Here is a 12867-nt window from a genome sequence, read left to right as displayed (position 1 = left end):
TTTCGTTGGAAAAAATCATTGTCCGTGGTGGTAGGCGGTTAGAAGGCTCTGTTAAAGTTGAAGGAGCAAAGAATGCGGTACTGCCTGTCATCGCAGCATCCATTTTAGCCAGTAAAGGCACAAGCACGATTAAAGATGTGCCGACCCTTGCTGATGTATATACGATTAACGAGGTACTGCGTTATTTAAATATTGAAGTTAAATTTGAGAATGGCGAGATCCAAGTGGATGCTTCAGGAGCTTTAAAAACAGAAGCGCCATTTGAATATGTTCGTAAAATGCGTGCATCCTTCTTGGTAATGGGACCTTTGCTTGCACGCGTAGGATTAGCGAGAATCGCACTTCCTGGCGGTTGTGCAATTGGATCACGTCCGATCGATCAGCACTTAAAAGGCTTTGAAGCCATGGGTGCCACTGTTAAAATCGGGAATGGATTTATTGAAGCCAGCATAGATGGCCGCCTTAAAGGTGCAAAAATTTATTTGGACTTCCCAAGTGTAGGAGCAACAGAAAACATTATTACGGCTGCTGCCCTTGCTGAAGGAACAACCATTATTGAAAATGCAGCTAAAGAGCCTGAGATTGTTTGCCTTGCAAACTACATCAACTCCATGGGAGGAAAAGTAGTAGGCGCAGGTACTGGTACAATCCGTATCGAAGGTGTTGAAGAGCTTTCAGGTTCGGAGCACGCTGTGGTTCCTGACCGCATTGAAGCAGGTACGTACATGGTTGCTGCAGCTATTACTGGCGGAGACGTTTTTGTTGAAGGCGCGATTGCCGAGCACCTTCGCCCATTAATCGCAAAAATGGAAGAAATGGGTGTTACCATTAAAGATGAGGAAACTGGTCTTCGTGTCATTGGTCCGAAAGAATTAAAACCAGTTGATATTAAAACTATGCCGCATCCGGGCTTCCCGACAGATTTGCAGTCTCAGATGATGGCATTGCTTCTTCGGGCAAACGGTACAAGTGTCATTACAGAAACTGTGTTTGAAAACCGTTTTATGCATGTTGAGGAATTCCGCCGCATGAACGGAGATATTAAAATCGAAGGCCGCTCTGCCGTAATCAACGGACCTGTATCATTACAGGGAGCCGAGGTTGCAGCAACTGATTTGCGAGCGGGAGCAGCACTGGTCCTTGCCGGCCTTGCAGCTGACGGTTATACGCGTGTAACTGAGCTTAAACATATCGACCGCGGCTATGTGAAATTTACTGAAAAACTTCATGATCTTGGAGCTGACATCGAGCGTGTTAACGAAGAATCAACAGCCGCTCCAGCAGAAGAGAAATCATCGGTATCATTAAAATCTAATCTTGCTTAATTTATAGTTTAAAGAAAGCTTCCTGCAGATTGCAGGGAGCTTTTTTTATTGCGGGTTTGAAAGGATAGTAAGAAGAGCATAAGAATTCCGCTATTAAAAAGTAAGGGAAATGACCTAGTTGATATAGAAAGTGAAGAAAGACTGGGAGTATATATTCAAAATTTTTAGAATAGTTTGAAATTAAATATAATTCATGTACTATTAAATCAAGCAAGGCCATTCTATACATGACAAAGGGGATATGATCGATGAAGAAAAAGGCTCTGGCATTGGGATTATCATTTGGTTTGGCAGCATCGGCTCTTACACCGGCAAGTTCTTTAGCAGCACCAAAAAATGTGCTGTCCAATTACAAGATAAGCGAACAAAAAGGTACGCCTGAATTTGTTTCTGGAAAGTTGACGAAAGCCTCTGGACATAATGCCGAAGCTGTTGTTCTTGGTTACTTAAACCAGCATAAGAGTGCATATAATTTTGGGTCACAAAAAGCGGAAGATTCTTTTGCTGTTCAATCTCAGCAAAAGGACAAGCTAGGTTCCACTGTTTTGCGCCTGCAGCAAGTATATAAGGGAGTTCCTGTCTGGGGTTCTACTCAGGTAGCTCATGTTGACAGAGACGGAGTTTTGACAGTGGTTTCAGGTTCAACTGTACCGAACCTTGATCAAAAGAGCAGCTTGAAAAATACTAAGAAAATCTCTGCTAGGAAGGCAATCGCCAAGGCAGTTAAAGATCTTGGATATACCCCCGATTATGAAAAGGCACCGACAGCCGATCTTGTTGTCTACACATCAGGTGAAAAAGCTGTTTATGCCTATCTTGTAAATTTAAATTTCCTGTCTCCAAAGCCGGGGAATTATAACTATTTTGTTGAAGCAGCTACAGGAAAGATTGTGAACAAGTATAATAACCTTGACGAAGCAAATGGTGGGCAGGCTGCTTCCAAACCAGGAGGAACCTTAACCGGAACCAATGCAACCGGAACAGGAAAGGGTGTGCTTGGTGACTCAAAAACGTTGAGAACCTTGTTATCCGGTTCAACCTACTACTTACAGGATAATACGAGAGGAAGCGGGATCTTTACATATGACGGAAAGAACCGCCAATTCCTTCCAGGTTCATTATGGGCGGATGCTGATAACACATATAATGCCGCATACGACGGTGCAGCGGTAGACGCTCATTACTATGCCGGAGTGACGTATGATTACTACAAAAACGTATTTGGACGCAACTCCTTTGATAATAAAGGCGGAGCACTAAAATCGACTGTCCATTACAGCCGCAGCTATAACAACGCCTTCTGGAACGGGACGCAAATGGTTTACGGAGATGGTGACGGAACTACTTTTATTCCGTTATCCGGCGGCCTGGATGTAATAGGGCATGAATTAACCCACGCGGTTACGGAACGCAGCTCCAATCTGGTGTACCAAAATGAATCAGGTGCATTAAACGAAGCTATTTCTGATATCTTTGGAACGCTTGTCGAGTATTATGACAACCGTAATCCGGATTATGAAATCGGAGAAGACATCTACACACCGAATACACCGAATGATGCTCTTCGTTCGATGAGCGATCCTGCGAAATATGGCGATCCAGACCACTATTCCAAACGTTATACTGGAACTAGTGACAATGGGGGTGTCCATACGAACAGCGGCATCATCAATAAGCAGGCTTATCTGCTTGCAGTTGGAGGAACCCATTACGGCGTAACGGTTACTGGCATCGGCAACAGCAAGCTTGGAGCGATTTATTACCGCGCCAACACGGTTTATCTCACGTCGAACGCCACGTTCAGCCAAGCGAGAGCTGCGCTCGTTCAAGCGGCAGCTGATCTGTATGGATCAGGCTCTGCGGAAGTCAACTCGGTCAACAAGTCGTTTGATGCAGTTGGCGTCTATTAAAAAGCAAAGGGGCTGTCCAAGAAGTCTGGTAGCTGTTGATCTCCGCTCCAGGCTGCTCGCTTTCCGCGGGGCGTGCGGTGAGCCTCTTGGCGCAAGCGCCTGCGGGAGTCTCACCTGTCACGCTAGTCCCGCAGGAGTCTCGCACCTTGCACTCCAATCAACTTTTCATTGAAGATTTTTCACGTCAAAGGAGCTGCCTGAAGGTCAATTTTCGACTTTCAGGACAGCCCCTTTTTCTATGAGATTGAAAAGTAGAACTGAGATTGAAAGGAAAAACAAGTTCTAATAGTTTGTCTCCCTCCATAAATTGTAAAGACTAATCAATTCAGTGGAGGCCAGGCCGAATGTTCATGAAAATGAAGCCGATTACCTTCTTCGTCTCTGTCTTTGTTGTGGTCACCGTCCTTCTTCCGGCTTTGCTCGTGCTACCCTACTCTTCCAAATCATCCTTTTTGCTAGAGACAAAGCCGAAGGAAATCAAACGAGCTGCCATACCGAGTCTAGCATCGACACTTGCTGTACCCGTCTACCGCACAGCTGAGAAAAAGGTGGAAAAGGTCGCGCTCGAGGAGTACGTCAAAGGAGTGGTCGCTTCTGAAATGCCCGCTGACTTTAAACTTGAGGCGTTAAAGGCTCAAGCGTTAACAGCCAGAACGTACATCGCCAGGCTTTTGGACAGCGCTCAAGGGGGAAACCTTCCAGGCGGGGCGGCTGTGACGGATTCCATTCTTCATCAGGTCTACAAAAATGATGATGAATTGAAGAAGCTGTGGGGAGACGAATATCCAGAAAAGATGAAGAAGATCACCAAAGCGGTAGCAGAGACGAAAGGAAAGATTTTAACGTACGACGGGAAACCGATCTTTGCGAGTTTCTTTTCAACAAGCAATGGTTATACCGAAAACAGCGAGGACTATTGGGGAACGAAATATCCTTATCTAAAAAGCGTAAAAAGCCCGTGGGATCAAAACACTCCTAAATTCGTCCAGAAACAGGAGATCTCTTTGCTGGATGTTGAGAGAAGGCTGGGGGTCGTAATTCAAAAGGACGGAGAAGTGGGCACGGTAACAAAGAAAACCGCAGGAAACCGGATCGCCCGTATGACCATTGACGGAAAAAGCTTTAAGGGCAAAGAGATCCGTGAAAAACTGGGTCTTCGCTCAGCCGATTTTACGCTGACGAAAAAGAAACAAGAAGTGATTGCAGTGACGAAAGGCTTCGGCCATGGAGTGGGGATGAGCCAGTATGGAGCAAACGGCATGGCGAAGGCCGGCAAGAACTACAAGCAAATTGTAAAATACTATTACAAAGGAGTGGCCATTTCAGAATACAAGCCTGATCCTGGCCGTTCCACCGCAAAGCAGTAACCCTTCCAGACCCGGCGAAAAAGCCGGGTCTTTTGTGTTTAACCCCTTCCTAATCCTGCGGAGAAAAATAAAGTTTTGGGAATCATGCATAGTATTCAAGTCTTTGTCGAAAAATAATATCCCAATTTTTTTCATACCAAAGTATATATTTTCTGAATCCTGTTCAGAATGATTGCTGAGGTGATGATAAAAATGAAAGATGAAGAAAAACAATCCCAAAAAACAGTTCCGCTAAAAAGCAGGAAAGTGGGCAGGTTTATGAAAAAACGCTGGGTATATCCGGCAGTCTATCTCGCTTTTGCCGCAGTAGTACTAGCTTCCGTCTTGTGGTATCAAAATGAAGCTTCTAATTCTAAGGATACGCCGAACAGTGCTTTTGACAATCATAATAAAGCCGTTCCGGTAAGTGTTTCTAAAGAAGTATTCAAGATGCCGGCAAAGGATCCAAACAGCGTAGCGATTAAAAAAGAATTCTTTGATCCTGATGCATCTGCTAAAGAACAAGAAGCTGCTCTCGTATTTTATAATAATATCTACTACCAAAATAAAGGAATTGACCTTGCTGCTGAGAGCGGAAAAACATTTGATGTCGCTGCTGCCATGAGTGGTAATGTTACAAAATCAGTGAAAGATCCAGAGCTTGGCTACGTTGTTGAAGTTGAGCATACGAACGGCCTTGTTACACACTACTCTTCTTTAGCCTCTGTAAAAGTGAAAGAAGGCGACAGAGTAAACCAAGGTGAAGTTGTCGGTACAGCCGGCCAAAACCTGTATGACAAGGACGCCAAAATTCATGCTCACTTTGAAATCCGCAAAGATGGAATCGCTGTAGATCCTGTATCTGCATGGAACCAATCGGCTTCCCAAATTGAGAAGCTAGCGGATAAGGAAGAACAAGCGAGCAATAAGGAAGAGAAAGCTTCAGTTGAAAAAAGCAAATCTGACAGTGTTCAGGACAGCAGTACTGCTCCTAAGAAAAACAAAGAAAAAGAATCTTCTTCAACCAGCGAAAACTCTAAACAGTCATCTGCAAACGATAACTGAACAAATTGAGAAAGCAGCCCGCGATGTGCGGGCTGCTTTTTTGGGGGAAAGTAGTGTTTCCTGTGGGCTACTTATGAAAATGATGTGCTTTGCAAGTAAAGTCCTCAATTTCGCAAGTAAACAGGACATTTTCGCAAGTAAACGAGGCATAATCGCAAATAAACAGAGCATTTTCGCAAGTAAACCTTGCCAAACCGCAAGTAATGCACAGCATGATCACAAAACACGTGCTCCTTTAGGAGAGTTCTAGCGCTTGTCGGGCCTAACCAGGTCCTTCAGCTTTTCTCGATCCAGCTTCAGGACCCAGGCCCTCGAGTCCCTTCACTCCCCCACCTCAACACAAAGAGCGTGTTGCTGTGTGAGAGTTCCAGCGCTTGTCGGGCCTAATCAGGTCCTTCAGCTTTTCTTTTTTCCCTTGTCCTTCTTGAGATTTTGGCATATAAGTACGTTCGTCTTAATAAGATGTTACAAAACCTACAATTCTTTTGAGGGTGAGCGGTGAGAAGACGTAGTATGGCTGCGGTGAAAAGGGGACGGGACACTCTGACTTCATGGAGACGACACACAAGGACAGGTCGCGTAGCTTGAACATAGAAGTCTCTATCGCATCTCTCACATCCAATTTGGGGAGGCGAGTGGTGTGCACGATTACATCAAAGAACGAACCATCAAGATAGGAAGGTATATCGTGGAGACAAGAAAAACAGTGCGTATGATCGCAAAAGAATTTGGTGTCTCGAAAAGCACCGTTCATAAAGATCTAACGGAACGATTACCTGAAATCAACCCGGATTTGGCGAACAACGTGAAAGAAATTTTAGAGTACCATAAGTCTATCAGACATCTACGGGGTGGTGAAGCGACACGGGTAAAGTACAAAAAGGGTGCAGAGGAAGTCGTACAATAAGATACACCACTTCACACGGCGTGCATAAAATGCATGCCGCTGTTGTGCGTTCAGGAAATATACAAAAAAGTTAACATATTTTTTCCCGGTTCAACAAAACTTATGATAGAATGTTTTATTGGATAGAAATTCGAAAATTGACGATTTTTGTAAAGCGTTGCGGAACATACAGGGAGGATATATGAATGTTTTCAAGGGATGTTGGTATTGACCTCGGTACGGCCAATGTACTGATTTACGTTAAAGGAAAAGGAATTGTATTGGATGAGCCATCTGTTGTGGCGATTGACACAAACACGGGGAAAGCGCTTGCTGTAGGTGAAGAAGCCCGCAGGATGGTGGGACGTACTCCAGGCAATATCGTGGCGATCCGTCCGTTAAAAGATGGAGTAATCGCTGATTTTGAAGTAACAGAGCAGATGTTAAGACATTTTATTAATAAAATAAATGTAAAGGGTATGTTTACCAAACCGAGAATTCTGATCTGCACCCCTGCAAACATTACCTCTGTTGAACAAAAAGCGATTCGGGAAGCCGCTGAAAAATGCGGAGGAAAAGCGATTTATCTGGAAGAAGAACCGAAAGTGGCGGCTGTTGGAGCAGGTATGGATATCTTCCAGCCGAGCGGCAACATGGTAGTAGATATCGGCGGCGGAACAACAGACGTTGCGGTATTATCCATGGGCGATATCGTTACGGCTTCTTCCATTAAGATGGGTGGGGACAAGCTTGACAGTGAAATCCTAAACTACATCAAGAAAGAATATAAGCTGTTGATCGGAGAACGAACATCAGAAAACATTAAATTGAACGTGGCCACCGTCTTCCCTGGTGCTCGAAATGAGGAGATGGATATTCGCGGGCGTGACATGGTAACAGGCCTTCCGCGATCGATTACCATCCATTCAGAAGAAATCACACAAGCTTTGCTTGAGCCGGTCATGATGATGGTTCAGGCAGCAAGAAGCGTTCTGGAAAAAACGCCTCCTGAGCTGTCTGCGGATATCATTGACCGCGGAATTATCTTAACGGGCGGAGGGGCATTGCTCCATGGTATTGACCAGCTGTTCGCCGAGGAGCTTAAGGTTCCTATTTTTATAGCGGAGGAACCGATGAAGGCTGTAGCAAACGGTACGGGCCTAATGCTTGAACACATTGATAAGCTTCCAAAACGGAAAATAAGATAAAGCGTAATTCCAAGACCTGCTTTTCATAAAAAAGGGGGTCTTTTTTTTTGTTCGAGCATAAACATCCAAAAGTATTTGCCGATAATAAAGACAAGAAGAAGTGTGCGAAAAAGAGGGGGAACCACTGTGCTAAGAGGATTTTATACTGCAGCTGCCGGAATGATTGCTCAGCAGCGGCGCCAGGAAATGCTGAGCAACAACATTGCCAATATCAACACACCGGGCTATAAGGCAGATCAGTCATCGCTTAGGACGTTTCCTTCCATGCTGTTAGAAAGAATGGACTCAAACGGGAAAACGCCATTAACCATTCCAGGCCAAAAACAGAGCGGCCAGCTGGCGACAGGTGTCTACATGCAGGAAGCCATTCCGAACTTTGTTCAGGGAGATATGCAGGAAAGTGGTGTGAACACCGATCTTGCTCTCGTGCAGGGTTCCGTTCCAATCGATAAAAAAACGGGCAAGCCAGGGTCTTTATTCTATATGGTGGAAACCGCCGCAGGTGAAACACGCTATACACGGAACGGCCATTTCGCCGTAGATGCCAAAAACAATCTGGTTACAGCGGACGGGAACTATGTTTTGGATACAAACGGAAAAAATATCACTGTCTCTGATGAAAATTTCACAGTAAACGGAGAGGGCGTCATTCTTGATCACGGCCGTAATGCAGGGAGATTGGGAGTGGCACTGATTACGAACCCGATGGATCTGGTGAAAGAGGGCAACGGCTTATTGAAGCTTCAAGGCACTCAGAAACTAGGCTCTGCCACAGCAAATCCGCAGGTCGCCTATCAAGTAAAACAAGGGTTTGTTGAACGTTCCAATGTAGATGCTGAACAATCCATGACAGATATGATGGAAGCTTACCGTTCATTTGAAGCCAATCAAAAAGTGCTTCAGGCTTATGACCGAAGCATGGAAAAAGCAGCGAATGAAGTAGGAAAGATCGGATAAGGAGGGACAGACATTGAATACATCTATGATTAACGCTTCAGTGACCATGGGACAGCTGCAGCAGAAGCTCGATACAACGGCCAACAATATGGCAAACAGCAATACTAATGGCTTTAAGCGAAGAAATGTTCAATTTTCTGACCTTCTTTTTCAGCAGATCAATAATAAATTTGATAGCAAGAATGAAGTCGGCCGCCTTACCCCTGTGGGAATTCGTGCAGGAAGCGGTGCGAGAGTCAGCTCTACGGCAGTCAGCCTGGAGATGGGGGCGATCAAGACGACAGAACGCCCGCTGGACATCGCCCTATTGAGCCCTGAGCTCTTTTTCCAGGTCCAGAAAAAGGACACCGATGGAAAAACTGTAACGGAATACACACGTGATGGTGCGTTTTATTTAAAGCCAGGAGGAGGGAAGGGTGACCTTGAACTCGTTACCTCTGACGGCAGTGCGGTGATGGGTGATAAAGGGCCGATTCGTATTCCTGCCGGATACAAAGAAATTTCTATTGGACAAAACGGGAATATTTCGGTAACGTTAAGTAATGGAAGGGTCGTCAACAGCGGCAGAATGGCGCTCGTTGATGTCGTCCATCCCCAGCTGCTTAAAGCGGTGGGGCACAATTTTAGAATTCCGGCTGGTGTAAATGAAAATCAAGTGGTTCGGGCGGCAAATCCGGCTAGCGTTAATATGCAGCAGGGTGCCCTTGAGATGTCCAACGTAAATACAGGAAATGAAATGACGGATATCATCAATATGCAGCGATCCTACCAGTTCAACGCACGCACCATTACGATGGCTGACCAAATGATGGGGCTTGTCAACGGAATTCGTTAACAGGTGATGAAAAATGGCGAACGAGCTCAGCAGGGAAGAATACCGTAAAAATAAAATGGCAGTGATGAAGCAAGAGGAAGCGGTTAAAGAAAAGAATCCAAAATCGCGGGAAAACAAAAAGAAAGAGCAAAAGACCGGGAAGTCAAAAAGACGCCGTTTTCCGATCTGGCTCCGTCTGATTGTAATTTTTGTTTTAATGGTGATCTGCCTTGTAGTTGGATCTGTGATTGGCTATTCAGTTGTAGGCGATGGCAAAGCAGGGGATGTGTTCAAGAAAGAGACATGGACGCATATCTCTGATTTGGTGAACAAAGATAAGTAGTATAGCGAATAGAATGATGTGAAGAGACAAGGGAGCTGCGGCTCTCTTTTTATTTTGACTGGGGAGCGGTAACCCGTTCTCTTCCTCTCGGCCTATTGGATTAACCTTTTTTTATCATGTATAATGTGCAGAGATACATAGAAACAATAGAACCGTAAACCAGAAAGAAAAGGAGTATCTCGGTATGAAACTAAACATTGAACAGATCAAAGAAATCATCCCCCACCGTTATCCATTTTTGCTTCTTGATACAATTGAAGAGCTCGAGCCGGGAAAACGTGCGGTCGGAAAGAAAAATATTACGGCCAACGAGGAAGTATTTAATGGGCATTTTCCTGATTATAATATTTTCCCAGGCGTATTAACCTTAGAAGCTTGTGCCCAAACCGGAGCGGTGGCGCTCTTGTCTTTGGATGAATACAAAGGAAAGATCGCCATGTTTGCCGGTGCAGACAAAGTAAGATGGAAGCGCCAGGTAAGACCGGGAGACACATTGTTGATGGAAGTGGAGCTGCTTCAAATTCGCCGAGGAATCGGAAAAGGGAAAGTAACGGCAACAGTGGACGGCGAGCTCGCAATGGACGCTGAAATCACATTTGCTGTTGGAAGATAGTTTCTGTAATTGATGGTGCCAGGCACCGCTTTTTGACATATGTCAAAAGCCGGTGCCTGGCACCATTTTCTTTTTTTAAGGCACTGTAAAGGCTATGTAAGGTATTGGTAAATCGCGACTAAATGGGATGTTTTCCTGCTATAGTGTGGATAGAGCCGCTGGTACATGGTGAAGCGGAGCGGTTCTAATCTGAGCTAATCGAAGGGAGAACGATGGGATGAATAAAAGTTTCTTAATGAAAATTGGGGCTTCTCTTATGGCGATTATGTTAATGACAGCTTGCAACAACAGCGACACCGAGAAAAAGGAAAGCGGCACAGGCACAGAACAAAAAGTAGATGATGAAAAACAAGCAGATCAAACCAGTACAGATGAAAGCAAGCGGGATCAAGAAACGAGCACTGATACTGAATCGTCTGATCAATAAATGATAAAAAAAGCACATCCGCGCGCGAGCGCGGGTGTGCTTTTTTCATGAAAGGTGCCAGGCACCATTTTATACAAGTTTGATGTGGTAATCTTTCAGCCAAGTGTTGACGTGAATGAGATATTCCATCAGCTTTGTGGCTTGTCCCTCACTCATTCCGGTTTTACCTTCAGCGACCGTTCTGATTTTATTCGTATCGATCAATGGACGAAGCGGTGCATTGCTGTCTTCCACAATGTCCATGAGCCATTTTTTGATGGCTCCAAAATAGACCGGATCCTGTGCGGTCGGGTAGGCACTTTTGCGGCGGTTTCTGACATCGTCAGGAAGGTAGCCTTTTAATGCGCGGCGAAGAATTCCTTTTTCGATGTTGTCGACGCTTTTCATTTCCCACGGAACATTCCAGAGATATTCGACCAAGCGATAGTCACAGAATGGAACACGGACTTCGAAGCCGACGGCCATACTCATGCGGTCTTTACGGTCGAGCATGAACGGCAGGAAGCGCGTGATGAACTGATACGACATTTGACGCTGTTTGGCTCCAAGCTCGCTCTCGCCGGCCAATTCAGGAACTTCTGCCAATGCTTCCTGATAGCGGCGATCCGCGTATTCATCAGGCCGTATAGAGGCGCTGGCTTCCCCTGACAGGATATTGCCAAAGTTACCGCGGCTCTGGCGCCATGGGAACGTGCTGCCATTCAGGAACTCATCCTGATGGAACCAAGGATATCCGCTGAATACCTCATCCGCAGATTCTCCTGAGAGAGCGACGGTGGCGTCCTTTTTCATCTCTCTGAACAGAAGATAGAGGGAGGTCTCCATCTCTCCAAGCCCTGGAAGATCTCTTGCATACAGCGGCTTCAGGAAGTTGTCCAACAGATCATTAGCCCCAAGGACAGTAGAGTGATGCTGAGTTCCAACGTGTTCAGACACGCGTTTTACCCAAGGTTCATCAAGCCCCAAGTGGAGCAAGTCCGTCTGGAAATGTTCTGCACTGTTGGCAAAATCAATGGAATACGTATGAAGAATCTTTCCTGCTTCTTTAAAATCCTTTCCTGCAAGTGCTGTCAATCCGCTGGAATCGAGTCCGCCGGATAGCATGGATACGAGCGACAAGTCGGAAATGAGCTGGCGTTTTACCGTATCTTCGAGCAGAGATCGAATCTTTTCTGCAGTCGTTTGAACGTCATCGGTATGCTCTTTGCTTTGCACCTTCCAATATTGTCTGACGCGCGTCTGGCTGCTTGTAAACGTAATGCTGTGTCCGGCGCGTACTTCTTTTACATCCTTAAAAACACCAACACCCGGAGTGCTCATCGGGCCGAGAGAAAATACTTCTGCAAGGCCCTCTTTGTCCACCTCAGGCTCAATAGCCGGGTGGGCGAGCAGCACCTTCAGCTCAGAGCCGAAAATAATGGAGCTGCCGCGCTGTGCATAAAAGAGAGGCTTGACCCCAAGATGGTCACGTCCCATGAACAGTTTCTGCCTCTTTTCATCCCAGATGGCAAAAGCAAAGATACCATTTAAATGATCGACACATTCTTCTTCCCATTCTATGTAAGAATGAAGAAGAACTTCTGTATCTGAATGGGTACGGAAAGTATGGCCCCGTTCCTCCAGTTCCTTTTTTAATTCAATAAAATTATAAATCTCACCATTATAGGTCAGAGCAAGTGTCTGCTCTCCCTGTTCATGAAGCATGGGCTGAAGCCCGCCTTCAGGATCGATAACAATCAGGCGCCGGTGACCGAAGGCTGCTCGAGGCGAAAACCAAAAGCCGTCTGCATCCGGTCCCCGATGCTCGATCGCTCCTGTCATGTCCCGCAGAATAGATTGTTGTTGAGAGAGGTCTTCTGACCAGTTAACCCAGCCTGCAATACCACACATACTAACATCTCCTTACGCTAATTAATGATGCGTGGACTATCGTAACATAGTATAACGTTAACGTAAACGTGAACTAAGGACCA

The 12867-nt window shown here is 45.5% G+C and carries 12 protein-coding genes; 11 read left to right on the top strand and 1 reads right to left on the bottom strand.

Going from position 1 to position 12867, the window contains the following annotated elements; translation table 11 throughout:
- The first annotated feature begins 5 nt into the window (after positions 1-5).
- From murA to M1K46_RS04175, 11 genes are all read left to right on the top strand, one after another.
- A complete protein-coding gene (gene murA / locus M1K46_RS04225) occupies positions 6-1325 on the top strand; it encodes a UDP-N-acetylglucosamine 1-carboxyvinyltransferase (RefSeq protein WP_256225076.1) in 1320 nt (439 codons plus the stop codon).
- A 248-nt stretch (positions 1326-1573) separates the two neighbouring features.
- Positions 1574-3235 carry a M4 family metallopeptidase gene (locus M1K46_RS04220; RefSeq protein WP_256225074.1) on the top strand — a complete coding sequence of 554 codons (1662 nt, stop codon included), beginning with the start codon at positions 1574-1576 and terminating at the stop codon, positions 3233-3235.
- A gap of 344 nt (positions 3236-3579) precedes the next feature.
- Positions 3580-4602, top strand: a complete 1023-nt coding sequence (gene spoIID / locus M1K46_RS04215; protein WP_256225073.1) for a stage II sporulation protein D — start codon at positions 3580-3582, stop codon at positions 4600-4602.
- A gap of 192 nt (positions 4603-4794) precedes the next feature.
- Positions 4795-5646: a M23 family metallopeptidase gene (locus M1K46_RS04210; RefSeq protein ID WP_256225072.1), complete on the top strand. Its 852-nt coding sequence runs from the start codon at positions 4795-4797 to the stop codon at positions 5644-5646.
- Positions 5647-6286: 640 nt separating this feature from the next.
- Positions 6287-6553: a sporulation transcriptional regulator SpoIIID gene (spoIIID, locus tag M1K46_RS04205; RefSeq protein WP_026677325.1), complete on the top strand. Its 267-nt coding sequence runs from the start codon at positions 6287-6289 to the stop codon at positions 6551-6553.
- Between the two features lie 185 nt (positions 6554-6738).
- Complete coding sequence (locus M1K46_RS04200; RefSeq protein ID WP_256225070.1) at positions 6739-7740, top strand: rod shape-determining protein; 1002 nt, start codon at positions 6739-6741, stop codon at positions 7738-7740.
- Between the two features lie 126 nt (positions 7741-7866).
- Positions 7867-8697, top strand: a complete 831-nt coding sequence (locus M1K46_RS04195; RefSeq protein ID WP_256225069.1) for a flagellar hook-basal body protein — start codon at positions 7867-7869, stop codon at positions 8695-8697.
- A gap of 13 nt (positions 8698-8710) precedes the next feature.
- A complete protein-coding gene (locus M1K46_RS04190; RefSeq protein WP_053356503.1) occupies positions 8711-9532 on the top strand; it encodes a flagellar hook-basal body protein in 822 nt (273 codons plus the stop codon).
- 13 nt (positions 9533-9545) lie between these two features.
- On the top strand, positions 9546-9854 hold the full coding sequence (locus M1K46_RS04185) for a DNA-directed RNA polymerase subunit beta (RefSeq protein ID WP_234293341.1): 309 nt from the start codon (positions 9546-9548) through the stop codon (positions 9852-9854).
- A 184-nt stretch (positions 9855-10038) separates the two neighbouring features.
- The gene (gene fabZ / locus M1K46_RS04180; RefSeq protein ID WP_053356504.1) at positions 10039-10467 is read left to right on the top strand and encodes a 3-hydroxyacyl-ACP dehydratase FabZ; all 429 of its coding nucleotides are present in this window, start codon (positions 10039-10041) and stop codon (positions 10465-10467) included.
- Positions 10468-10684: 217 nt separating this feature from the next.
- Positions 10685-10894, top strand: a complete 210-nt coding sequence (locus tag M1K46_RS04175) for a hypothetical protein (RefSeq protein WP_256225068.1) — start codon at positions 10685-10687, stop codon at positions 10892-10894.
- A gap of 69 nt (positions 10895-10963) precedes the next feature.
- Here the strand turns inward: M1K46_RS04175 and asnB are convergent, their stop codons facing one another.
- Positions 10964-12784, bottom strand: a complete 1821-nt coding sequence (gene asnB / locus M1K46_RS04170; protein WP_256225067.1) for an asparagine synthase (glutamine-hydrolyzing) — start codon at positions 12782-12784, stop codon at positions 10964-10966.
- Positions 12785-12867: the final 83 nt, after the last annotated feature.

This window comes from Fictibacillus sp. WQ 8-8, from assembly GCF_024494405.1.
Lineage (GTDB): Bacteria > Bacillota > Bacilli > Bacillales > Fictibacillaceae > Fictibacillus_C > Fictibacillus_C marinisediminis.
The sequence above is the reverse complement of the archived record's forward strand: the minus strand, read 5'-3'. Positions and strand labels throughout refer to the sequence as shown.